This window comes from Pseudomonas sichuanensis (assembly GCF_024749065.1).
Lineage (GTDB): Bacteria > Pseudomonadota > Gammaproteobacteria > Pseudomonadales > Pseudomonadaceae > Aquipseudomonas > Aquipseudomonas sichuanensis.
Genome location: NZ_CP087185.1, coordinates 343,977 through 365,828, shown reverse-complemented (window position 1 = coordinate 365,828; position 21,852 = coordinate 343,977). Strand labels below are relative to the sequence as shown.

Sequence of the window (21,852 nt, the reverse complement as noted above, 5' to 3'; positions counted from 1 at the left end):
CAGGCGGCGCGGTGGATGGCACCGGCTGCGCCGGTGTTCGCGGTGGTCCGGCACTCCGGTAAACCCGCTCCCACAGGGCCTGCGCCCAGCCATGAAATTTTCAGTGAGAGTCAGATATGCCTTTTATCACCGACATCAAGACATTCGCCGCCCTGGGTAGCGGCGTCATCGGCAGCGGCTGGGTCGCCCGTGCCCTGGCCCACGGCCTGGACGTGGTCGCCTGGGACCCGGCGCCCGGCGCCGAAGCCGCCCTGCGCAAACGCATCGCCAATGCCTGGCCGGCGCTGGAGAAACAAGGCCTGGCCCCCGGCGCCGCACAGGGCCGCCTGAAGTTCGTGAGCACCATCGAAGAATGCGTGCGCGACGCCGACTTCATCCAGGAAAGCGCGCCCGAACGCCTGGACCTCAAGCTCGACCTGCACGCCAGGATCAGCGCGGCCGCCAAGCCGAACGCGATCATCGGCTCCAGCACTTCGGGCCTGTTGCCCAGCGAATTCTACGAGTCGGCCACCCATCCCGAGCGCTGCGTGGTGGGCCACCCCTTCAACCCGGTGTACCTGCTGCCGCTGGTGGAGATCGTTGGCGGGCGCAACACCAGCCCCGAGGCCATCGAGGCGGCCAAGACCATCTACACCGCGCTGGGCATGCGCCCGCTGCATGTGCGCAAGGAAGTCCCAGGGTTCATCGCCGACCGCCTGCTCGAAGCGCTGTGGCGCGAAGCCCTGCACCTGGTCAACGACGGCGTTGCCAGTACCGGCGAGATCGACGACGCGATTCGGTTTGGCGCCGGATTGCGCTGGTCGTTCATGGGCACGTTCCTGACCTACACCCTGGCCGGGGGCGATGCCGGCATGCGCCACTTCATGGCCCAGTTCGGCCCGGCGCTGCAGCTGCCCTGGACCTACCTGCCGGCGCCGGAGCTGACCGACAAACTGATCGACGATGTGGTCGATGGCACCTCTGAACAGTTGGGCGAGCGCAGCATCGCCGCCCTGGAACGCTACCGTGACGACACCCTGCTGGCGGTGCTGGAAGCGGTGAAGAACAGCAAGGCCAAGCACGGCATGGCCTTCGGCGACTGAGGAGACGACGATGCCCGCACTGACCACCTACCGCACCCAGGTGCTGCCTGAGTGGGTCGACTACAACGGCCACCTGCGCGATGCCTATTACCTGCTGATCTTCAGTTACGCCACCGACGCACTGATGGAGCGCATCGGCCTGGATGCCGATGCGCGGGGGCAGAGCGGGCATTCGCTGTTCACCCTGGAGGCGCATATCAACTACCTGCACGAGGTAAAGCTGGATACCGAGGTGTGGGTGCAGACGCAGATCATCGGCTTCGACAAGAAGCGCCTGCACCTGTACCACAGCCTGCACCGGGCAGGGTTCGACGAGGCGCTGGCAGCCAGTGAGCAGATGTTGTTGCATGTGGACCTGGCGGGGCCGAAGTCGGCGCCGTTTGGGGACCGCAGTGTCGAGTTGCTACGCGCGATTGCGCTTGGGCAGCAGGATCTGCCAGACGCCGAATTCGCAGGCCGGGTGATAGCACTGCCTGGATAGCCGGAACAAGCCATCGCGGGGCAAGCCCGCGATGGCGTTCGTGGCCAAAAAATAACCCCGCAAAGCCGTGAGCTTGCGGGGCCAAGAGCGAGCAACATCCACTGTGCGAGAAGTGAGGGTGACCAAACCCTCGGTGCCGTGAATGACTTCAGTTTGCTGGCTTCTGTCCTGGGCAATTTAGCCGTAAACGACCTGTTCTTAGCCAAAGCGGCCATCGCGACAGTCTGCCCTTGCCGGGTTGTCGGCTTGGTCACAGAATCGGTCGCAAACAACAGCAGCAGAAGGATTACAGCCATGATGCATGCGGATCTGATCGATCAGGATGACCTGCTGGGCCAATTGCGCTCGCGGGGCTTCGACATTCCGGCCGGCGCCAGCGCCGAGCAGGCCTGCGAGGTGGTGGTAAGGGGGCTGACCGAGCCCAATGCCCGCGCCCTCAAGGGCATGGTGGAGCAGATGTACACCGGCAGCGCGACCATTCTCCCGGCGGTGCGCCAGGCCATCGACAAGCAGTTGCTGCCGGCATTGGCGCAGTACAGCAAGCGTGCCTGACGTCCAATTTCCATTGACCTTTTCGCGGGTAAACCCGCTCCCACAGGTGCTGCATCGCTCTTGAAGAGGGTGCAGTACCTGTGGGAGCGGGTTCACCCGCGAAAAAAGCGACGCGGTGTCAGAGCCTGACGCTGGCGAAGGTCGACTCGTTGCGCGCCTGGCTCAGGGCGGCCAGCGGGCCGCTGTGCGGCGACAAGGCCATGGCCTGCGGGATCGGCATCATCGCCACCTGCTGGGTGGTGTTGGAGCCCACGCGCTCGTCACGCGGCGGAATGCCGAAGTACTCGCGGTAGCACTTGGAGAAGTGCGGGGTGGAAACGAAGCCGCACACCGAGGCCACCTCGATGATCGACATCGGCGTCTGCTTGAGCAGTTGCCGTGCGCGAATCAGGCGCAGCTTGAGGTAGTAGCGCGACGGCGAGCAGTGCAGGTACTTCTGGAACAGGCGCTCGAGCTGGCGCCGCGACACCGCCACGTACACCGCCAGTTCGTCGAGGTCGATCGGCTCTTCGAGGTTGGCCTCCATCAGCGCGACGATTTCCTGCAGCTTCGGCTGGTTGGTGCCGAGCATGTGCTTGAGCGGCACGCGCTGGTGGTCCTGTTCGTTGCGGATGCGCTCGTAGACGAACATTTCGGAGATCGCCGCCGACAGTTCGCGGCCGTGATCGCGGCTGATCAGGTGCAGCATCATGTCCAGCGGCGCGGTGCCGCCGGAGCTGGTGAAGCGGTTGCGGTCGAGGGTGAACAGGCGGGTGCTCATGTTCACCCGCGGGTAGGCCTCCTGCATCGCGGCCAGGCATTCCCAGTGCACGCTGCAATCGAAGCCGTCGAGCAGGCCAGCACAGGCCAGCGCCCAACTGCCGGTGCACACCGCGCCGAGGCGCCGCGACTGGCGGGCCTGGGCCTGCAGCCAGGTGACGTGCTCACGGGTGACGGTACGCTGGATGCCCACGCCGCCGCAGACGATCACGGTGTCGATCGGCGGGGCGCTGTGCATGGCGGCGTCGGGGGTGATCTGCAGGCCATCGCTGGCCCACACCTGGCCGCCGTCCGCGGTCAGGGTGTGCCAGCGGTACAGCTCACGGCCGGACAGCTGGTTGGCCATGCGCAGGGGTTCGACTGCCGACGCCAGGGAAATGAGGGTGAAGTTGTCCAACAGGAGAAAACCAATGGACTGGGGTGCTGTGCGGTTCTGGGTTGGGGTCCCGGAGGTGTACGACGTCATCGCGATTTCTCCTCACACAATGCAGGGTGTGCCTCAGGCGAGCACTGTTCTTGTAATGGCCCCGTTTCGTATGCAGGGGCTTTGCCAATCTCAACGCAAATGGCATGCCTGAAATTGAACACGTATCCAATAAAACCCAAAAACGACGTCGACAGGCGACGTGCAGCGGGCTCTGGACCGAGCGTAGACCTAATCGCAAACCGGCGCGCCAGCGCCTTCGGGTGTAACGACTGAGCAGTTCGGTAGCACTGCTGGGAAGGTTGCCCAGATGCGACAAACTTAAGTGTCACCGACAACGACGCTACCGGTAACGACAGCCGACAACTGGTAGATGACAAGTGCTGCGCCAAAATGTGGCGCAGCGCTCAGGCGCGGGCAGAAACGGCGCATCAGCATTCGATGGCGCTGACCGCGAGGCCCCCGCGCGAGGTTTCCTTGTACTTGTCGTGCATGTCGGCGCCGGTGTCACGCATGGTGCGGATCACCTGATCGAGGGAGATGAAGTGTTCGCCGTCGCCGCGCAGGGCCATCTGTACGGCGTTGATCGCCTTTACCGCAGCGATGGCGTTGCGCTCGATGCAGGGCACCTGGACCAGGCCACCGACCGGGTCGCAGGTCAGCCCGAGGTTGTGTTCAAGGGCAATCTCGGCGGCGTTCTCCAACTGCGCCGGGGTGGCACCGAGCACCTCGGCCAGGCCCGCGGCGGCCATGGCGCAGGCCGAGCCGACCTCGCCCTGGCAGCCGACTTCGGCGCCGGAAATCGACGCGTTCTTCTTGCACAGGATGCCGACAGCCGCCGCACCGAGGAAGAAGTCGACAACGTTGGACTCGTCCACCACGTCGGAAAAACGCATGTAGTAGTGCAGCACGGCCGGGATGATCCCCGCCGCGCCGTTGGTGGGCGCGGTCACCATGCGCCCGCCGGCGGCGTTCTCTTCGTTGACCGCCAGGGCGAACAGGTTGACCCACTCCATGGCACTCATAGTCGAACCGATGACGTTGGGTTTGCCGATCTCCTGCAAGCTGCGGTGCAGCTTGGCGGCGCGGCGGCGCACATTGAGCCCGCCGGGCAAGGTTCCTTCGTGCTTGAGGCCGTTGTTCACGCATTCCTGCATGGCGCTCCAGAGCTTGAGCAGGCCGGCGCGAATCTCCTCTTCGCTGCGCCAGACCTTTTCGTTGGCCAGCATCAATTGCGACACGCGCAGGTCGTTTTGCTTGCACAGGCGCAGCAGCTCGGCGGCGCTGTTGAAATCGTAGGGCAACACGGTCTGGTCGGCGTCCAGCACGCCGCTGGCGGCCTGGGCGGCATCGACCACAAAGCCACCGCCCACCGAGTAGTAGGTGTCACGGTGCAGTTCGCCGCCCTCGCCTTCGGCCACCAGGGTCATGGCGTTGGGGTGGTACGGCAGGTTCTCGTCCAGCAGCAGCATGTCGCGGGCCCAGACGAATTCGATGGGCAGGCGGTTGTCGAGCTTGAGCACGTTGGTTTCGCGCAGGTCGGCGATGCGTGGGGTGATCTGGGTCGGGTCGATGGCGTCGGGCCATTCGCCCATCAGGCCCATGATGGTGGCGCTGTCGGTGCCGTGCCCGACACCGGTGGCCGACAGCGAGCCATACAGGCGCACTTCGATGCGCCGCACCTGATCCAGCTCGCCGCGCTGGCGCAGGCCCTGGACGAACAGGGCGCCGGCGCGCATGGGGCCGACGGTGTGGGAGCTGGAAGGCCCGACACCGATCTTGAACAGGTCGAACACGCTGATGGCCATTGTCGCTTCACCTCTTGATGGGCTTGCCTGGTCGCGCCAAACGCCGCCTTGCACAACTGCTAGGCTGAAGCGTCGAGCCGCCTTGGAATGCTCGCATCATCGGGCTTTTGCCCACCCCCTCGCCGTCTGCAACCGACGTACTTTTGTCCGCCTGCGCCGCACTGATCCGGTCCGGTTCGCGCCGTTTTGCAGCGCTCGGACGGCGTAAAAACCCGGGCACGGGGGTGGAAAAATCCAGTTGCGACATTGCCAGTACTGGATGCGACCCGTCCTGTACTGGATACGACGCCACCAGTAGGCGATTGCCGAACGCTGGAGGATTATCGAAAGCGACTCGTTTTGCACGGCCTCGCATCCTGCCCTCTGCAGGCCTGGCTGATCGGCACCCTAGAAAGCGCCGACGGCCCCCGCGAACCCGAAGATAAAATCACAGGAGTCCACCTATGAAAGCTTCACCCTCGCTGTTGCTGGTTGCGATGTTGTCCGCTCCATTGCTGGCCCAGGCTGCAGAACCCGAACAGTGCCAGACGGTACGGTTCTCCGACGTCGGCTGGACCGACATCACCGTGACCACCGCGATGACCAGCGTGGTGCTCGAGGCCCTGGGGTACAAGACCCACACCAACATGATCTCGGTACCGGTGACCTACAAGTCGCTGGCCGGGGGCAAGGACCTCGACGTGTTCCTCGGCAACTGGATGCCGACCATGGAAAACGACATCAAGCAGTACCGCGACGCCGGTACCGTCGAGACCGTGCGCGCCAACCTGGAGAACGCCAAGTACACCCTGGCGGTGCCCCAGGCGCTGTATGACAAAGGCCTTAAGGACTTCAGCGACATCCCCAAGTTCAAGAAGGAACTCGAAGGCAAGATCTACGGCATCGAGCCGGGCAACGACGGCAACCGCACCATCCAGAGCATGATCGACAAGGACGCCTTCGGCCTCAAGACAGCCGGTTTCAAGCTGGTGCAGTCCAGCGAGGCGGGCATGCTGTCGCAGGTCGACCGGGCGCAGAAACGGGGTGAGGCGGTGGTGTTCCTGGGCTGGGAGCCGCACCCGATGAACAAGCGCTTCGCCATGAAGTACCTCACCGGCGGCGATGAGTTCTTCGGCCCCGATTTCGGCAAGGCCACCGTGCTGACCAACACCCGCAAAGGCTACGCGCAGGAATGCAGCAACGTGGGCCAGCTGTTGAAGAATCTGTCGTTCACCCTCGACATGGAAAGCGAGCTGATGGGCAAGGTCCTGGACGACAAGATGAAAGCCGACGCAGCCGCCAAGGCGTGGCTGAAGAACAACCCGCAAGTGCTCGACACCTGGCTGGCAGGGGTGACGACCGTGGATGGCAAACCCGGCCTTGAGGCGGCCAAGGCCAAACTGACGCAATAACGCAAGACGCTTTGGCAACACCGCGGGGTGGGACCGTGCCCACCCCGAACTGATTTCAATCTTTGCAGGTGGAAGCTCGCTATCATGCTTATCGATCAGAAAATACCTCTGGGGCAGTACATCGCCTCATTCGTCGAATGGTTGACCCAGAATGGCGCCGATTACTTCGACGCCATCGCCAAGGGCCTGGAATTCATGATCCATGGGGTCACCGGCGCCCTGACCTGGTTCAACCCGTTCGTGCTCATCGCCCTGTTCGCCGCCCTCGCGCACCTGATCCAGCGCAAATGGGCCCTTACCGTATTCGTCGCCCTGTCGTTCCTGCTGATCCTCAACCTGGGGTACTGGCAGGAAACCATGGAAACCCTGGCACAAGTGAGCTTCGCCACCGTGGTGTGCGTGGCCATCGGCGTGCCGCTGGGCATCGTCGCCGCACACAAGCCGATGTTCTACACCGGCATGCGCCCGGTGCTGGACCTGATGCAGACCGTACCCACCTTCGTGTACCTGATCCCCACGCTGACCCTGTTCGGCCTGGGCGTGGTGCCGGGGCTGATCTCGACGGTGGTGTTCGCCATCGCCGCCCCCATCCGCCTCACTTACCTGGGCATCTGCGACGTGCCGCAGGAGCTGCTCGACGCCGGCAAGGCCTTCGGCTGCTCGCGCCGCCAGCTGCTGACCCGCATCGAACTGCCCCACGCCATGCCGAGCATCGCAGCCGGCGTGACGCAATGCATCATGCTGTCGCTGTCGATGGTGGTGATCGCCGCCCTGGTGGGCGCCGACGGCCTGGGCAAACCTGTGGTCAACGCACTGAACACCGCCGATATCTCGCTCGGCTTCGAAGCGGGCCTGGCGATCGTGCTGCTGGCGATCATGCTGGACCGTATCTGCAAGCAACCGGAACTGCCGGTAAGGGGTGAGGCATGAGCATCATTCGTTTCGAAGACGTCGACGTCATCTTCTCCAACAAGCCGCGCGAGGCGCTGTCGCTGCTGGACGAAGGCAAGACCCGCGAACAGATCCTCAAGCAGACCGGCCTGGTGGTCGGTGTCGAGAAGGCCAACCTGGACATCAACAAGGGCGAGATCTGCGTGCTCATGGGCCTGTCCGGCTCGGGCAAGTCGAGCCTGCTGCGCTGCATCAACGGCCTGAACACCGTCAGCCGCGGCAAGCTGTTCGTCGAGCACGAAGGCAAGCACATCGACATCGCCCACTGCACCCCCGCGGAACTGAAGATGATGCGCACCAAGCGCATCGCCATGGTGTTCCAGAAGTTCGCCCTGATGCCCTGGCTGACGGTACGCGAAAACATCAGCTTCGGCCTGGAAATGCAGGGTCGCCCGGAGAAGGAACGGCGCAAGCTGGTGGACGAGAAGCTGGAGCTGGTGGGCCTGACCCAATGGCGCAACAAGAAGCCCGACGAGCTCTCCGGCGGCATGCAGCAGCGCGTGGGCCTGGCCCGGGCGCTGGCGATGGACGCCGACATCCTGCTGATGGACGAACCGTTCTCGGCCCTCGACCCGCTGATCCGCCAGGGTTTGCAGGATGAGCTGCTGGCCCTGCAAAGCAAACTCAGCAAGACCATCGTGTTCGTCAGCCACGACCTGGACGAAGCCCTGAAGCTGGGCAGCCGCATCGCCATCATGAAGGACGGTCGGATCATCCAGTACAGCAAGCCCGAGGAGATCGTGCTGAACCCGGCCGACGAATACGTGCGGACCTTCGTCGCCCACACCAACCCGCTGAACGTGCTGTGCGGCCGCAGCCTGATGCGCACCCTGGACAAGTGCAAACGGGTCAATGGCTCGGTGTGCCTGGACCCGGGCGGCGATTCTTGGCTGGACCTGGGTGAAGGCAACTCGATCAAGCGTGCTCGCCAGGGGCAGAACGGGCTGGACATGCAGAACTGGGTGCCGGGGCAAGCGGTGGAAGGGCTGGATCGCCGGCCGACCGTGGTGCACGCCGACATCGGCATGCGCGAAGCGCTGCAGATTCGTTACCAGACCGGCAACAAGCTGGTGCTGCAGGAGAACGACAAGCTGGTGGGGATTCTGGGTGATACGGAGCTGTATCACGCGTTGTTGGGCAAGACCCACGGGTGATGCAATTGGGGCCGCTGTGCGGCCCATCGCCGGCAAGCCGGCTCCCACAGGGTCGGCATACGCTGGACCTGTGGGAGCCGGCTTGCTGGCGATGGGCTGCAAAGCAGCCCCAATCGATGTTTCAGCGAACGACGATACCGCGCGAAGCCATGTAGGCCTTGGCCTCCGGCACCGTGTACTCGCCGAAGTGGAAGATGCTCGCCGCCAGCACCGCGCTGGCATGCCCTTCCAGAATCCCGTCGGCCAGGTGCTGCAGGTTGCCCACGCCACCGGAGGCGATCACCGGGATCCCCAGCGCATCGCTGATGGCGCGGGTCACGCCCAGGTCGAAGCCGTTCTTCATGCCGTCCTGGTCCATGCTGGTCAGCAGGATTTCACCGGCACCCAGGCCTTCCATCTTCTTCGCCCACTCCACCGCATCCAGCCCGGTAGGCTTGCGCCCGCCGTGGGTGAAGATCTCCCAGCGCGGCGTTTCGCCCGGGCCGGAGACCTTCTTGGCGTCGATGGCGACGACGATGCACTGCGAACCGAAACGGTCGGCCGCCTCACCCACGAACTCCGGGTTGAACACCGCGGCGGTGTTGATCGAGACCTTGTCGGCACCGGCGTTGAGCAGGTTGCGGATGTCCTGCACGGTGCGCACGCCACCGCCCACGGTCAGCGGGATGAACACTTGGCTGGCCATGCGCTCGACGGTATGCAGGGTGGTGTCCCGGCCATCGACGCTGGCGGTGATGTCGAGGAAGGTGATCTCGTCAGCACCCTGCTCGTCGTAGCGACGGGCGATTTCCACCGGGTCACCGGCATCGCGGATGTTCTCGAACTTGACGCCCTTGACCACCCGGCCGTTGTCCACGTCCAGGCAAGGGATGATGCGCTTGGCTAGTGCCATATGGGCTCCTGGGGAGCAGCTTCAAGCTGCAAGCTTCAAGCAACAAGATAAAAGCAGTACTCGGTCTGGCTTTGCTCTTGCAGCTTGCAGCTTGCCGCTTGCCGCTCCTGTCAATAGTTGTCGCAGAAGGCCTGGGCCTCGGCGACGTCGAGGGTGCCTTCGTAGATGGCACGGCCGGTGATGGCACCGATGATGCCCGGCGCTTTTGCATCCAGCAGGGCCTTGATGTCACCCAGGTTGTGGATGCCGCCCGAGGCGATCACCGGAATCGAGGTGGCTTCGGCCAGGGCCTTGGTGAAGGGCACGTTGCAGCCCTGCATCATGCCGTCCTTGGCGATGTCGGTGTAGACGATCGCCGAGACGCCATCGGCCTCGAAACGCTTGGCCAGGTCGATGACCTGCACGCTGCTCACTTCGGCCCAACCGTCGGTGGCGACGAAGCCGTCCTTGGCGTCCAGGCCGACGATGACCCGGCCCGGGAAGGCCTTGCACGCCTCGGCGACGAACTCCGGCTGCTTGACCGCCTTGGTGCCGATGATCACGTGGCTGACGCCGGCCTTGACGTAGTGCTCGATGGTTTCCAGCGAGCGGATGCCGCCGCCGATCTGGATCGGCAGGTTCGGGTAACGCTTGGCGATGGCGGTGACCACTTCACCGTTGACCGGCTGGCCTTCGAAGGCGCCGTTGAGGTCGACCAGGTGCAGGCGGCGGCAGCCACCTTCGACCCATTTGGCGGCCATGCTCACCGGGTCGTCGGAGAATACCGTGGAGTCTTCCATGCGGCCTTGGCGCAGACGCACGCAAGCGCCGTCCTTCAGATCGATAGCGGGGATAATCAGCATGCTCTTTCCTTTCAAGCTGCAAGCTGCAAGCGACAAGCTGCAAGCAATGCGCGTTATGTGTCGGATCGGCGATCAAGCTTTGGCTTGAAGCTTGGAGCTTGAAGCTTTCAGCTCTTTTCTAAAGCCCACAGGTCGCTTTCGATGCTCTCGAACCGCTCCTTGAGGTGCAGCTGAACATCGGCAATCGCCCTGTTGTAGTAATACGGAGCAACTTCTCTGGAAAACAGCTCGAGGACCTCGGCCACCTCGAACGACCCCAGCTCCAGCTCGAAACGGTCTTCGAGGAAGCGCTTGAGCTTGTCGAGCGCTTCGCGCTCCTGCTCGGGGGCCAGCGTGAGGATCGGCGCCTTGGTCCGCGACCTGCTCATTTACCAGCGCCCGTCCCAGGCGACGAAGTTCTGCAGCAGTTGCAGGCCATGGGTATGGCTCTTCTCCGGGTGGAACTGCACGGCGAAGCGCGAGCCCTCGGCCAGCGCGGCGGCGAAATCGACGCCGTAGTGGCCGCGGCCGACGACCTGGCCCGGCTTGCCGGCATTGATGTAGTAGCTGTGCACGAAGTAAAAGCGCGCGCGGTCGGGAATGTCATGCCACAGGGGGTGGTCGTTGGTCTGGCCGACTTCGTTCCAACCCATGTGCGGCACTTTCAGGTGCTCGCCGTCTTCTTTGAGGTCTTTGCCGAAGAAGCGCACCTGGCCGGGGAACAGGCCGATGCAGTCGACACCCTCGTTCTCTTCGCTGTGCTCGAGCAGGGCTTGCATGCCCACGCAGATGCCGAGGAACGGGCGATCCTGGCTGACTTCGCGGACCAGGCTGTCGAAGCCCAGGCGGCGGATTTCGGCCATGCAGTCGCGGATCGCGCCAACGCCGGGGAACACCACGCGGTCGGCTTCACGAATGACCGCGGCGTCGCTGGTGACCAGCACCTTGCCGGCACCCACGTGCTCGAGGGCCTTGGCCACCGAGTGCAGGTTGCCCATGCCATAGTCGATTACGGCTACGGTCTGCATTTACAGGCACCCTTTGGTCGATGGCATCTGCCCGGCCATGCGCTCGTCCTGCTCCACGGCCATGCGCAGCGCGCGGCCGAAGGCCTTGAACACGGTCTCAATCTGGTGGTGGGTGTTGTGGCCACGCAGGTTGTCGATGTGCAGGGTCACCAGGGCGTGGTTGACGAAGCCCTGGAAGAACTCCTGGAACAGGTCGACGTCGAAGCCACCGACGCTGGCGCGGGTGTAGGGGACATGCATCTGCAGGCCAGGGCGGCCGGAGAAGTCGATGACCACACGCGACAGCGCTTCGTCCAACGGCACGTAGGCGTGGCCGTAGCGGAAGATGCCTTTCTTGTCACCGATGGCCTGGGCAAACGCCTGGCCGAGGGTGATGCCGACGTCTTCGACGGTGTGATGGTCATCGATATGCAGGTCGCCCTTGCATTCGATGTCCAGATCGATCAGCCCGTGCCGGGCGATCTGGTCGAGCATGTGTTCAAGGAAAGGCACACCGATATCGAATCGGGCCTTACCAGTGCCATCGAGGTTGATCGAGCACTTGACCTGGGTTTCCAGGGTATTGCGCTCGACGGAAGCCTTACGTTCGACCATCACCAGCTCCGCAAAATCATTGGGCGAAAAGGGCAACATTATAGGCCCAGAACGCGCCAGCTTGAAACGCGGATGACATATGGCAGGGCTAGCAATTGCGGGGGGATAACGGGCTTACAGGTCTATACAACCGTGTAACTGGGGCTGCTTTGCAGCCCTATCGCGACACAAGGCCGCTCCTACAAGGGATTGCGGTCGCCTGTAGGAGCGGCCTTGCGTCGCGATAGGGGCGCAAAGCGCCCCCGGCAATCTCAATCAGTGAAACAGCACCGCCGTCTTCTGCAGGGTAATCCACACCCCCCAGGCCAGCGGAATCACCACCACGGCCCAGGCCAGCAGCACCAGTGGCAGGCTGCCCGGCGCAGCGTGCCACTCCAGCGAACGCGCGCTGTCGGCGCCCTTGTCATGGCTCAGGGCACGCTCCGCGGCCAGCTCGGCCTCGGTCATGAAGTACTTGTCGGCCACCGGACGTACCAGCATGTTGCAGACAAAGCCCAGCACCAGCAGCCCGGCGAGGATGTACAGGGTCATGTCGTAGGCCGCGGCCCGCTCCACACCTGCCGCCAGCTGCGCTTCACGCAGGTAGGTGATCAGCACCGGGCCAAGCACGCCAGCGGCGGCCCAGGCGGTCAGCAGGCGGCCGTGGATGGCACCGACCATCTGCGTGCCGAACAGGTCGGCCAGGTAGGCCGGCACCGTGGCGAAGCCGCCACCGTACATCGACAGGATGATGCAGAACGCCGCCACGAACAGCGCCACGTTACCGATGTGCCCCATGTTCGGCACCAGGCTGTAGAGGCCCACGCCCAGGGCGAAGAAGGCGAAGTAGGTGTTCTTGCGGCCAATGTAGTCGGAGAACGACGCCCAGAAGAAGCGCCCGCCGATGTTGAACAGGCTGAGCAGGCCGGTGAAGCCGGCGGCGATGGCGGCGATCTGCGCCAGTTGCGCGGCGTTCAACTCGCTGAAGGTCAGCTCGTTGCCCAGCAGCTTGCCGGCGAACACTTCCTGCAGCAGTGGCGAGGCCATGCCGAGAATGCCGATACCGGCCGAGACGTTCAGGCACAGCACCAGCCACACCAGGGCGAACTGTGGGGTCTTCCAGGCCACGCTCACGTGCACGTGGCGGTCGGTGACCATGGCGTTGGCCTTCTTCGCCGGTGGGGTCCAGCCTTCTGGCTTCCAGCCGGTGGGCGGTACGCGGTAAGCCAGGGCGCCGGCAGTCATGAACACGAAGTAGATCGCGGCCATGGCAACGAAGCTCTGCCATACGCCGACTTCAGTCGCACTGCCGAAGTGGCCCATCAATGCGGTCGCCAGCGGCGCGCCAACCATGGCACCACCACCAAAGCCCATGATCGCCATGCCGGTGGCCATGCCGCGCTTGTCCGGGAACCACTTGATCAGGGTCGACACCGGCGAGATGTAACCCAGGCCCAGGCCGATGCCGCCGATTACCCCCGAACCGAGCCACATCAGCCACAGCTGATGGGTCTTTACGCCGATCGCCGAGATCAGCAGGCCGCCGCACCAGCACAGTGCCGACACCAGGCCGGCCTTGCGCGGACCTGCGTGTTCCAGCCAGCCGCCGAGCACTGCGGCCGAGCAACCGAGGAAGACGAAGAACAGGGTGTAGATCCAGCTGAGCATGGAGATCGGCCAGTCGCACTCGGCGCTGAACAGGCGGGCGACGAAGCCCATGTCTGCCGCGCACGCCACTGGCGCGCTGACGCCCAGGGCCTGAGACAACGGCAGCCAGAACACCGAGAAACCGTAGGCCATGCCGATGCACAGGTGGATGGCCAGGGCCGCCGGTGGTACCAGCCAGCGGTTGAAGCCCGGGCGGGCGATGATGCGCTCCTTCGACAGGAAACCGGGCACGCTTACCGGCATCTCCGTCGTGATACTGCTGCTCATGGGTCGTTCCTTTTGTAGGTGGGCTGCTTACGGGCTGCCGGCCCGGCTCTGCTGTGGCGTCTCCCCCGGGATGACGCCGGCCGTTTGCGGCATTGCCCCGCGACAATGGGTCGCGGAGGCTGCGAAAGCGGCGCAAGATTACCAGCAGCCAGTGGCATGAAAGCAATCTGATATCGCGTTTTTTTTGCCAGCTGAATCGGTACTTCGCATGCTCAGGTGAGGTTGTGTCGCCTGTTCTGGCCTTATCGCGGGGCAAGCCCGCTCCCACGATGGCTGCGTGGGAGCGGGCTTGCCCCGCGATGAGGGCCGAGCAGGTGATAAATGAACTGCCGTCATTCCCACTGTCGAAATGTCGGATACGCAGAGCCAAGTGCCACAGCGCTATACTCGCCGCTGAATTTCACAATCGGACTACAAGGACTCGCCCATGAAAGCGTTCGGCAAAATCCTGGGGCTGTCGCTTCTCGGGTTGTTGCTGATCATCGTGGCGCTGGGCTTCGCCCTGACGCACCTCTTCGATCCCAACGACTACAAAGACGAAATCCGCCAACTGGCCCGCGACAAGGCCCATGTCGAGCTGACGCTCAACGGCGACATCGGCTGGAGCCTGTTCCCCTGGCTGGGCCTGGAGCTGCACGAGGCGAGCATCGCCACGCTGAACAACCCCAAGGTGCCGTTCGCCGACCTGCAGATGCTGGGTTTGTCCGTGCGCGTGCTGCCATTGCTGCGCCGCGAAGTGCAGATGAGCGACGTGCGGGTCGAGGGCCTGAACCTCACCCTCACCCGCGATGCCAATGGCCACGGCAACTGGGAAGACATCGGCAAGCCGCTGCCTGACCCTGCCGTTGCCAACGCCCCGGCCACCGCGCCAGGCGAAGCGCCGGCCAGCGAGCCGTCCAAGCCCGAAACCAGCGAGCGTTCGGTCAAGCTCGACATCGACAGCCTGACCGTCAACAACGCCCGGGTGCAGTTCACCGACGAGAAGGCCGGCCAAAGCTACGGTGCCGAAAGCATCCAGCTGAGCACGGGCCCCGTGCACGAAGGCGTGAACATCCCGCTCAAGGCCAGCGCCTTCCTCAGCGCCAGCCAGCCGAACATCAAGGCGCGCACCGAGCTGACCGGCGAACTGCGCTTCGACCGCAAGCTCAAGCGCTACAACCTTGAAGACATGCGCCTGTCCGGCGAAACCTCGGGCGAGCCGCTGGCGGGCAAGACCATGACCTTCGCCGCGCAAGGCCAGGTGCTGGTCGACCTGGCCGCCAATGTCGCCTCGTGGAGCAGCCTGAAAGTCTCGGCCAATCAGCTGCGCGCCCTGGGCGAGCTGAATGTGCGCGACCTGGACAAGGCGCCGCAGGTGAGTGGCGGGCTGTCCATCGCCCAGTTCAACCTGCGCACCTTCCTCGACGGCATCGGCCACCCGTTGCCGGCCACCGCCGATGCGGCCGCCTTCAACAAGCTGGAGCTGGTCACCCGCCTGCAAGGCACCCCGAACAGCCTGGCCCTGGAAGACCTGGCGGTGAAGCTGGACGACAGCACCTTCACCGGCCGCGTGGCCGTCGAAGATTTCGCCAAGCAGGCCCTGCGGGTAAACCTCAAGGCAGACACCTTCGACGCTGACCGCTATCTGCCAGCCAAGAGCGAGGAGGCCAAGGGCACCACCGCGGCGCGCCAGGCCGAGGTGAAACAGCAGGAAGCCAGCGCCACTGCCGGTGCCGGCACCACCCCGCTGCCCAACGCCCCCACGCAAGTGGCCTGGAGCAACGACAAGCTGCTGCCGGTGGACCGCCTGCGCGCCCTCGACCTGCAGGCCGACCTGGCGTTCGGCGCCCTGACCCTGGACAAGCTGCCGATCAGCGACGCCCGGCTCAAGGCCAACGGCCAGGGTGGCCTGATCACCCTCGAAACCCTGCGCGGTGGCCTGTACAACGGCAGCTTCGAAGCCAAGGGCACGGTCGACGTGCGCCCCGCCGTGCCGCAACTGGGGGTGAACACCAAGATCAACCGCGTGCCGGTGGAGCATTTCATCAAGCGCGAAAGCCCCGACCAGGCGCCACCGGTCAAGGGCCTGCTGACCCTCGCCAGCGACCTCACCGCCACCGGCAACAGCCAGAAAGCGCTGGTCGACACCCTCAACGGCAACGCCAGCTTCACCATCAACGATGGCGTGCTGGTCAACGCCAACCTGGAACAGCAACTGTGCCAGGCCATCGCCACCCTCAACCGCAAACAGCTCGGCAGCGAACCGCGCGGCAAGGACACGCCGTTCGAAGAGCTGCGCGGCAGCCTGGTGATCCGCAATGGCGTGGCCAGCAACCCGGACCTCAAGGCGCGCATTCCCGGCCTGACCGTCAACGGCCATGGCGACCTCGACCTGCGGGTGCTGGGCATGGACTACAACGTCGGCGTGGTGGTCGAAGGCGACCAGCGCGCGATGCCCGACCCGGCCTGCCAGGTCAACGAGCGCTTTGCCGGCATCGAAGTGCCGCTGCGCTGCCGTGGCCCGCTGGAGCTGGGTGCCAAGGCCTGCCGCCTGGACCAGGACGGCCTGGGCAAGGTGGCGGCGAAACTGGCCGGCAACCGCCTGAAGGACAAGATCGATGAAAAGCTCGAAGAAAAACTCGGAGACAAAGTGAGCCCGGAACTCAAAGATGCGCTCAAGGGGCTGTTCAAGCGATGAGCCCCCAGCAGTTCTCCAGCGCCGTGCTGGAATGGTACGACCAGCACGGTCGTCACGACCTGCCCTGGCAACAGGGCATCACCCCATACCGGGTGTGGGTCTCGGAAATCATGCTGCAGCAGACCCAGGTGAGCACCGTGCTCAACTACTTCGACCGCTTCATGCAGGCGCTGCCGACCGTGCAGGCGCTGGCTGAAGCACCAGAAGACGAAGTGCTGCACCTTTGGACGGGCCTGGGCTACTACACCCGCGCACGCAACCTGCAAAAGGCCGCGAAGATCGTCGTCGCGCAACATGGCGGCGAGTTCCCGCGCAGTGTCGAGCAGCTCACCGAACTGCCCGGCATCGGCCTCTCCACCGCCGGGGCCATCGCCAGTATCAGCATGGGCATCCGCGCGCCGATCCTCGATGGCAACGTCAAGCGCGTGCTGGCCCGCTTCACTGCCCAGGCGGGTTACCCGGGCGAGCCGAAAGTGGCCAACCAGCTGTGGGCCACCGCCGAACGCTTCACACCGATGACGCGGGTCAACCACTTCACCCAGGCGATGATGGACATGGGCGCGACGCTGTGCACCCGCAGCAAGCCCAGTTGCCTGATCTGCCCGCTGCAGCGTGGTTGCGAAGCCCATCTGCACGGTGAAGAGACCCGCTACCCGGAACCCAAGCCGCGCAAAGCCTTGCCCCAGCGCAAGACCCTGATGCCGCTGCTGGCCAACCACGAAGGCGCGATCCTGCTTTACCGCCGGCCCTCCACTGGGCTGTGGGGGGGCCTGTGGAGCCTGCCGGAGCTGGACAACCTCGAGCAGCTCGACGACCTCGCCTACCAGCACGGCCTGCGCCTGGCCGGCAGCCTGGCCTTGCAAGGCCTGACCCACACCTTCAGCCATTTCCAGCTGGCCATCGAGCCGTGGCTGGTGCGTGTCGACCCCGTCGGCGCGCACGTGGCCGAGCCCGACTGGCTCTGGTATAACCTCGCCACCCCGCCGCGCCTGGGCCTCGCCGCCCCGGTCAAGAAGCTGCTGCAACGCGCGGCCGACGAACTGATTGCAGGAGAGAACCCATGACCCGCACCGTGATGTGCCGCAAATACAAAGAAGAGTTGCCAGGCCTGGAACGCGCGCCCTACCCCGGCCCCAAGGGCCAGGACATCTTCGAACACGTCTCGCAGAAGGCCTGGGCCGACTGGCAGAAGCACCAGACCCTGCTGATCAACGAGAAGCGCCTGAACATGATGAACGCCGAGGACCGCAAGTTCATCCAGGCCGAGATGGACAAGTTCTTCGCCGGCGAGGATTACGCCAAGGCTGAAGGCTACGTTCCGCCGTCGGAATGACCCCAAAAATCGTAAGCGACGGAATTAATTTAAATTTTTTCAAAAAAGTCGTTGACGAGCGGTCTGGAAATCTATTTAATTCACCTCGTCGCCCAGATAGCTCAGTCGGTAGAGCAGAGGATTGAAAATCCTCGTGTCGGCGGTTCGACTCCGTCTCTGGGCACCACCTTCAGCTTCTGGTGGTTGCAAAGTTACCCGAAGCGACACAAGAAACCCGCCTAGTGCGGGTTTTTTGTTGCCTGAGATTTTTGCCTGACAGGCAGCTTTCGTCAGCGCTCACCAGCAAGCGCCCCATGACAGCGCTTCACCCCTCCTTCGCTTCGCACGCCGCCCCGCAATTGTATGCGGCTGTATTCGCACGCCCCTGAGCCAAGCAGCGGCCACTAGCATCAAACGTCTCGATCTGACCCCAAAAGACATGGGCAGGCTATAGGAACCTTCCTAGGTAACATCCCGAGTTTAATCATCACGTTCAAAACACCCAACAAACTCGCAACATCCATACACACTTGGATGTTTAGGCAGATCGCGGCAAGTGGTCTACCTTGACCGGACACTTGCACCACATCCAGGACTTACAGGGAGTTGAACATGCAGTATTCCGCCTGTTTACGAGTAGGCCAGAACGACATCAAGGCATTGATAAATCTCGAGCCCGAAAGAAGAAACTCATTCACACCATTGCTTGACATGCGCGGCGATGATGACCGGCATCTACAGACCTTCTTGAACAACTGGACTGAACATCCCTTTTTTCTTGATGTATCCAGAGGCAAGAAGGATATACGGGAGGCCTTCATATCTGCCAATAATCTGCACAGCCCTGCCAATGCATTTGAACAAAAAAGAAGGTTCATCTATCAAGTTCGCAATAAAAACCCGAACATTATTCCTGTCATCTCCTGGACTGACGACGATACGCAACGAGACGTCATCCAGTTAGCTCTTTCACTTGAGCGTGACTTCGACAATATCGCCATCCGAGTCACCTGCCCGGAGAAACCGACCCAAACCTCTCGCAACCGCCTGCTTGCGACACTCGACTCACTGTCAGCCCCACGCTGTGCGCATATCATTCTGGACTTCATCGCCTCTGCCCCGTCCAGCACCGCCAGCGGATCAGACTTCGACCACTTGCTCAAGGATATCGGCGCCTACATGCCCGCTACGGTAATCCTGCTCAGCACATCATTCCCCATCGACAAACCCGCATCGAACAGCTCACGTTCAGCCACCTGCTTCGATACCGCCTGGCAGGCGACCGTGAACAGAAATCAGCCAGGTATCGAACTGGTGTACGGAGACTACGCCGCCACCAACCCTACCGCTCCGATGGAATATGTGGTGGGCATGCCCGTACTTCCCTTCGGCTGCTACTACACGCCAACCGAATGGTGGCAACGTCGCAAAGGGGGAGACAAAGAGTTTGGTAACTACATCGAGATAGCCAAAGAGATCCGCAACCTACCGGGATACCATGGTGATGATTTCTGTTGGGCGACCAGAGAGTACGCAAGAATTATCGCGACTTCAACTAACTATGGAAACAATGGCACTTGGAACGGATATCGGATAAATCAGCACATCTGCGCCATGTTGAAGTCCATCATGGATCGCCAACGCACAGCACTTGAACCCATCGACATTGATGACCTGGACGATCTGATCTAAGCGTAGCGCTGCTTCAGCACTGCCAGAACAAACGTACGAATAACTTCAAGCGGCAGTGCGTCGCTGACCCGTTGACGCACTGTCTTTATGAGTTCCTTGCTCCGCACAGCAACTCCATGCTCTCGGGCCAGCCTGTCCAACTCCTCCCGCCAGAGGAACCCCGTGAGATGGAATTTCTCCTGCCTCTTGTTCGCTTTTGCGCTTCTCACCATGACCATTCCGGAGAAGTCGTCGAATACCAGAATCCCGACGTTGGCTACCGACACTTCCAGGGCCTTTATCAGGTGACGGGAGTGGCAACAAAGCCATACTTCATCGAAACACGCCAGGTAAGCCTCTTGCTGACCACCCCACCGAACCAGCGTATCCGCGTGCGATTTTATTTCGAAAGCACTGAGTTTTCCGTTCGCATGCACGAGATCCGCACGCCGGGCTTTGTCGATAAAGCAAAGCTCCTCGATGAACACGTCACCGGACTCATGGGGCATCACCTTGGTGACCCATTGCTTCAGGAGGGGGCGGATTTGGTCTGGATTCAACATCTGGCGATTATAGCCACCCGGCCATAGCCCTTCACAGCGCGCGCGACAGAACACCCCCTGCAAATATTTCCATTTATAGCCACATCCGACCGCTCACCTCAGCGAGCATCGTTCTGCCGGATTGATCGGCATCAAAAAGCCAGCCTCCCTATGGCCTTAGGATGGAAGGTGGACACTCGACCGACCCCGCAAGGACCTCCATGAGCGAAGAATCCGCCACCCTCCTCCTGCCGTCGCCGACCGACACCGGCAGCGGCACCAAGCCCGTCACCCGCACCCGCCGCCCACGCCAGCGCAAGCCCGCCACCAACGCCCCCGTGCCAGAGACCATCACCCAGGTCAGCCAGCAACCCGCCGCCCTGGTAGTGGCCAACGCGCGCAAAGGCAGCAGCGAGGACAGTACCTCGGCGCACCTGCCGGCCAGTTACCCGTACCGTACGCGCATGCGCCGCCAGGACTACGACAAGGCTAAGCACGCGCTGCAGATCGAGCTACTGAAGGTACAGAACTGGGTGAAGGAAACCGGCCAGCGCATCGTCATCCTCTTCGAGGGCCGTGACGCAGCGGGCAAGGGCGGCACCATCAAGCGCTTCATGGAGCACCTGAATCCGCGTGGCGCTCGCATCGTCGCGCTGGAGAAGCCCTCCGAACAGGAGAAAGGCCAGTGGTACTTCCAGCGCTACATCCAGCACCTGCCCACCGCCGGTGAAATGGTGTTCTTCGACCGCTCCTGGTACAACCGCGCCGGGGTCGAGCGGGTGATGGACTTCTGCTCGCCGCTGCAATACCTGGAGTTCATGCGCCAGGCGCCTGACCTGGAGCGGATGCTGTGCAACAGCGGCATCCTGCTGTTCAAGTTCTGGTTCTCGGTGAACCGCGAGGAGCAACTGCGCCGCTTCATCTCGCGGCGCGACGACCCACTCAAGCACTGGAAGCTGTCGCCCATCGACATCAAGTCGCTGGACAAGTGGGAGGATTACACTGCCGCCAAGGAAGCCATGTTCTTCCACACCGATACTGCCGATGCGCCGTGGACGGTGATCAAGTCCGACGACAAGAAGCGCGCGCGGATCAACTGCATCCGGCATTTCCTGCATTCGTTGGACTATCCGGGCAAGGACCACAGCGTGGCGCATGCGCCGGATCCGCTGCTGGTCGGGCGGGCTTCGCGGGGGTTCGAGGAGGATGAGCCGGCGGCGCCGAGCCCTCTGTAACGGCCATCGCGGGGCCAGCCCGCTCCCACGCGGCGCCTCGCCCTTGGGTTTTCAGGGCAACTGCGCTTCAATACGCGCCTTTACCAGATACCTCCAAGGACCGCCTCATGGCCACCAACACCAAGCAACAGAAACGCGCCAAGCGCGCCGCCACCAAGGCCAAGCAGAACCGCATGGTGCGCAGCGGCCAGGCGGTCAAGGCCAGCACCGGCGAAAGCGCCAGCGTCGAGCAGGTGTTCAACAAGGCCATGGAGTCGGGCAGCTACAACAGCTTGTTCGACAAGATGAAAGAAGCCCAGGAAAACGGCCTGGTGCCGATGATCTCGGTGTTCCTGGTTGACCCACTGCTGGCACTGGTGCTCAAGGGTCACAAGGAAGAGCACGCCACCGATTACATCGTCATGGTGTTCACCGCCTACCGCAAATGGCTCGACGGCACCGACGAGGACGCGACCATGGCCTGGCTTGAGAGCGATGAGTTCCAGGCGGCTTATGTCACAGCCTCCGAGGTGGTGGCCAAGGGGCAGCAACAGCAGAAGCAGTTCGGCTGAACAGCTGTATCGC

Annotated in this window: 21 protein-coding genes and 1 tRNA gene; 13 read left to right on the top strand and 9 right to left on the bottom strand. The window is 63.1% G+C overall.

Annotated elements, in window-relative coordinates; translation table 11 throughout:
* The first annotated feature begins 116 nt into the window (after positions 1–116).
* The 3 genes from LOY51_RS01735 (at position 117) to LOY51_RS01725 (ending at position 2,115) form a co-directional block, all read left to right on the top strand.
* Positions 117–1,082 (top strand): L-carnitine dehydrogenase, encoded by a 966-nt coding sequence (locus LOY51_RS01735; RefSeq protein ID WP_258644158.1) that lies wholly within the window; start codon positions 117–119, stop codon positions 1,080–1,082.
* A 10-nt stretch (positions 1,083–1,092) separates the two neighbouring features.
* A complete protein-coding gene (locus LOY51_RS01730; protein ID WP_125462262.1) occupies positions 1,093–1,563 on the top strand; it encodes a thioesterase family protein in 471 nt (156 codons plus the stop codon).
* Between the two features lie 294 nt (positions 1,564–1,857).
* Entirely contained in the window at positions 1,858–2,115 is a 258-nt protein-coding gene (locus tag LOY51_RS01725) for a hypothetical protein (RefSeq protein WP_125462261.1), read from the top strand.
* 118 nt (positions 2,116–2,233) lie between these two features.
* Here the strand turns inward: LOY51_RS01725 and gbdR are convergent, their stop codons facing one another.
* Complete coding sequence (gbdR, locus tag LOY51_RS01720; RefSeq protein ID WP_110992254.1) at positions 2,234–3,340, bottom strand: choline metabolism transcriptional regulator GbdR; 1,107 nt, start codon at positions 3,338–3,340, stop codon at positions 2,234–2,236.
* Between the two features lie 389 nt (positions 3,341–3,729).
* Complete coding sequence (locus tag LOY51_RS01715) at positions 3,730–5,106, bottom strand: L-serine ammonia-lyase (RefSeq protein WP_125857141.1); 1,377 nt, start codon at positions 5,104–5,106, stop codon at positions 3,730–3,732.
* 443 nt (positions 5,107–5,549) lie between these two features.
* Here LOY51_RS01715 and LOY51_RS01710 point away from each other — a divergent pair, with 443 nt between their 5' ends.
* The 3 genes from LOY51_RS01710 to choV all read left to right on the top strand — a co-directional run bounded on the left by LOY51_RS01710 (position 5,550) and on the right by choV (position 8,602).
* Complete coding sequence (locus LOY51_RS01710; RefSeq protein WP_110992252.1) at positions 5,550–6,497, top strand: choline ABC transporter substrate-binding protein; 948 nt, start codon at positions 5,550–5,552, stop codon at positions 6,495–6,497.
* 81 nt (positions 6,498–6,578) lie between these two features.
* Entirely contained in the window at positions 6,579–7,427 is an 849-nt protein-coding gene (gene choW / locus LOY51_RS01705) for a choline ABC transporter permease subunit (protein ID WP_178125776.1), read from the top strand.
* A complete protein-coding gene (gene choV, locus LOY51_RS01700) occupies positions 7,424–8,602 on the top strand; it encodes a choline ABC transporter ATP-binding protein (protein WP_125462259.1) in 1,179 nt (392 codons plus the stop codon). Before choW ends, choV begins: the two co-directional genes overlap by 4 nt.
* A gap of 121 nt (positions 8,603–8,723) precedes the next feature.
* Here choV and hisF read toward each other — a convergent pair whose 3' ends face one another.
* The 6 genes from hisF to LOY51_RS01670 form a co-directional block, all read right to left on the bottom strand.
* Positions 8,724–9,494, bottom strand: a complete 771-nt coding sequence (hisF, locus tag LOY51_RS01695; RefSeq protein ID WP_023629858.1) for an imidazole glycerol phosphate synthase subunit HisF — start codon at positions 9,492–9,494, stop codon at positions 8,724–8,726.
* Between the two features lie 110 nt (positions 9,495–9,604).
* Positions 9,605–10,336: a 1-(5-phosphoribosyl)-5-[(5-phosphoribosylamino)methylideneamino]imidazole-4-carboxamide isomerase gene (gene hisA / locus LOY51_RS01690; protein ID WP_125462258.1), complete on the bottom strand. Its 732-nt coding sequence runs from the start codon at positions 10,334–10,336 to the stop codon at positions 9,605–9,607.
* 107 nt (positions 10,337–10,443) lie between these two features.
* A complete protein-coding gene (locus tag LOY51_RS01685) occupies positions 10,444–10,704 on the bottom strand; it encodes a DUF2164 domain-containing protein (protein WP_125462257.1) in 261 nt (86 codons plus the stop codon).
* The gene (gene hisH, locus LOY51_RS01680; protein WP_125462256.1) at positions 10,705–11,343 is read right to left on the bottom strand and encodes an imidazole glycerol phosphate synthase subunit HisH; all 639 of its coding nucleotides are present in this window, start codon (positions 11,341–11,343) and stop codon (positions 10,705–10,707) included.
* Positions 11,344–11,937: an imidazoleglycerol-phosphate dehydratase HisB gene (gene hisB, locus LOY51_RS01675; RefSeq protein ID WP_110992314.1), complete on the bottom strand. Its 594-nt coding sequence runs from the start codon at positions 11,935–11,937 to the stop codon at positions 11,344–11,346.
* Between the two features lie 255 nt (positions 11,938–12,192).
* The gene (locus tag LOY51_RS01670) at positions 12,193–13,851 is read right to left on the bottom strand and encodes an OFA family MFS transporter (protein WP_125462255.1); all 1,659 of its coding nucleotides are present in this window, start codon (positions 13,849–13,851) and stop codon (positions 12,193–12,195) included.
* 427 nt (positions 13,852–14,278) lie between these two features.
* Between LOY51_RS01670 and LOY51_RS01665 the strand changes: the two genes are divergently transcribed.
* The 5 genes from LOY51_RS01665 to LOY51_RS01645 all read left to right on the top strand — a co-directional run bounded on the left by LOY51_RS01665 (position 14,279) and on the right by LOY51_RS01645 (position 19,532).
* On the top strand, positions 14,279–16,528 hold the full coding sequence (locus LOY51_RS01665; RefSeq protein WP_125857140.1) for an AsmA family protein: 2,250 nt from the start codon (positions 14,279–14,281) through the stop codon (positions 16,526–16,528).
* Positions 16,525–17,592, top strand: coding sequence for an A/G-specific adenine glycosylase (gene mutY, locus LOY51_RS01660; protein WP_258644157.1), 1,068 nt, complete (start codon positions 16,525–16,527; stop codon positions 17,590–17,592). The genes LOY51_RS01665 and mutY overlap by 4 nt, the downstream gene beginning before the upstream one ends.
* Positions 17,589–17,861, top strand: a complete 273-nt coding sequence (locus tag LOY51_RS01655; protein WP_110992242.1) for an oxidative damage protection protein — start codon at positions 17,589–17,591, stop codon at positions 17,859–17,861. The genes mutY and LOY51_RS01655 overlap by 4 nt, the downstream gene beginning before the upstream one ends.
* 90 nt (positions 17,862–17,951) lie before the next feature.
* Positions 17,952–18,027 (top strand) — tRNA-Phe (locus LOY51_RS01650).
* A gap of 425 nt (positions 18,028–18,452) precedes the next feature.
* The gene (locus LOY51_RS01645) at positions 18,453–19,532 is read left to right on the top strand and encodes a beta family protein (RefSeq protein WP_258644156.1); all 1,080 of its coding nucleotides are present in this window, start codon (positions 18,453–18,455) and stop codon (positions 19,530–19,532) included.
* Here LOY51_RS01645 and LOY51_RS27030 read toward each other — a convergent pair.
* The gene (locus LOY51_RS27030; protein WP_374046940.1) at positions 19,529–20,020 is read right to left on the bottom strand and encodes a sce7726 family protein; all 492 of its coding nucleotides are present in this window, start codon (positions 20,018–20,020) and stop codon (positions 19,529–19,531) included. The genes LOY51_RS01645 and LOY51_RS27030 overlap by 4 nt on opposite strands.
* A gap of 254 nt (positions 20,021–20,274) precedes the next feature.
* On the opposite strand from LOY51_RS27030, the gene ppk2 reads away from it, so the two are divergent.
* Positions 20,275–21,288, top strand: coding sequence for a polyphosphate kinase 2 (gene ppk2, locus LOY51_RS01635; RefSeq protein ID WP_125857135.1), 1,014 nt, complete (start codon positions 20,275–20,277; stop codon positions 21,286–21,288).
* Positions 21,289–21,395: 107 nt separating this feature from the next.
* Entirely contained in the window at positions 21,396–21,839 is a 444-nt protein-coding gene (locus LOY51_RS01630) for a hypothetical protein (RefSeq protein WP_125857134.1), read from the top strand.
* The last annotated feature ends 13 nt before the right edge of the window (positions 21,840–21,852 follow it).

Bases quoted from the DNA above. Each gene is read 5' to 3' on its own strand.
- LOY51_RS01735 (WP_258644158.1), top strand. From the start codon at position 117: ATGCCTTTTATCACCGACATCAAGACATTCGCCGCCCTGGGTAGCGGC.
- LOY51_RS01670 (WP_125462255.1), bottom strand. From the start codon at position 13,851: ATGAGCAGCAGTATCACGACGGAGATGCCGGTAAGCGTGCCCGGTTTC.
- LOY51_RS01725 (WP_125462261.1), top strand. From the start codon at position 1,858: ATGATGCATGCGGATCTGATCGATCAGGATGACCTGCTGGGCCAATTG.
- LOY51_RS01715 (WP_125857141.1), bottom strand. From the start codon at position 5,106: ATGGCCATCAGCGTGTTCGACCTGTTCAAGATCGGTGTCGGGCCTTCC.
- LOY51_RS27030 (WP_374046940.1), bottom strand. From the start codon at position 20,020: ATGCCCCATGAGTCCGGTGACGTGTTCATCGAGGAGCTTTGCTTTATC.
- LOY51_RS01665 (WP_125857140.1), top strand. From the start codon at position 14,279: ATGAAAGCGTTCGGCAAAATCCTGGGGCTGTCGCTTCTCGGGTTGTTG.
- LOY51_RS01645 (WP_258644156.1), top strand. From the start codon at position 18,453: ATGCAGTATTCCGCCTGTTTACGAGTAGGCCAGAACGACATCAAGGCA.
- LOY51_RS01630 (WP_125857134.1), top strand. From the start codon at position 21,396: ATGGCCACCAACACCAAGCAACAGAAACGCGCCAAGCGCGCCGCCACC.
- gbdR (WP_110992254.1), bottom strand. From the start codon at position 3,340: ATGACGTCGTACACCTCCGGGACCCCAACCCAGAACCGCACAGCACCC.
- LOY51_RS01685 (WP_125462257.1), bottom strand. From the start codon at position 10,704: ATGAGCAGGTCGCGGACCAAGGCGCCGATCCTCACGCTGGCCCCCGAG.
- hisF (WP_023629858.1), bottom strand. From the start codon at position 9,494: ATGGCACTAGCCAAGCGCATCATCCCTTGCCTGGACGTGGACAACGGC.
- LOY51_RS01655 (WP_110992242.1), top strand. From the start codon at position 17,589: ATGACCCGCACCGTGATGTGCCGCAAATACAAAGAAGAGTTGCCAGGC.
- LOY51_RS01710 (WP_110992252.1), top strand. From the start codon at position 5,550: ATGAAAGCTTCACCCTCGCTGTTGCTGGTTGCGATGTTGTCCGCTCCA.
- hisB (WP_110992314.1), bottom strand. From the start codon at position 11,937: ATGGTCGAACGTAAGGCTTCCGTCGAGCGCAATACCCTGGAAACCCAG.
- hisH (WP_125462256.1), bottom strand. From the start codon at position 11,343: ATGCAGACCGTAGCCGTAATCGACTATGGCATGGGCAACCTGCACTCG.
- ppk2 (WP_125857135.1), top strand. From the start codon at position 20,275: ATGAGCGAAGAATCCGCCACCCTCCTCCTGCCGTCGCCGACCGACACC.
- LOY51_RS01730 (WP_125462262.1), top strand. From the start codon at position 1,093: ATGCCCGCACTGACCACCTACCGCACCCAGGTGCTGCCTGAGTGGGTC.
- mutY (WP_258644157.1), top strand. From the start codon at position 16,525: ATGAGCCCCCAGCAGTTCTCCAGCGCCGTGCTGGAATGGTACGACCAG.
- hisA (WP_125462258.1), bottom strand. From the start codon at position 10,336: ATGCTGATTATCCCCGCTATCGATCTGAAGGACGGCGCTTGCGTGCGT.
- choV (WP_125462259.1), top strand. From the start codon at position 7,424: ATGAGCATCATTCGTTTCGAAGACGTCGACGTCATCTTCTCCAACAAG.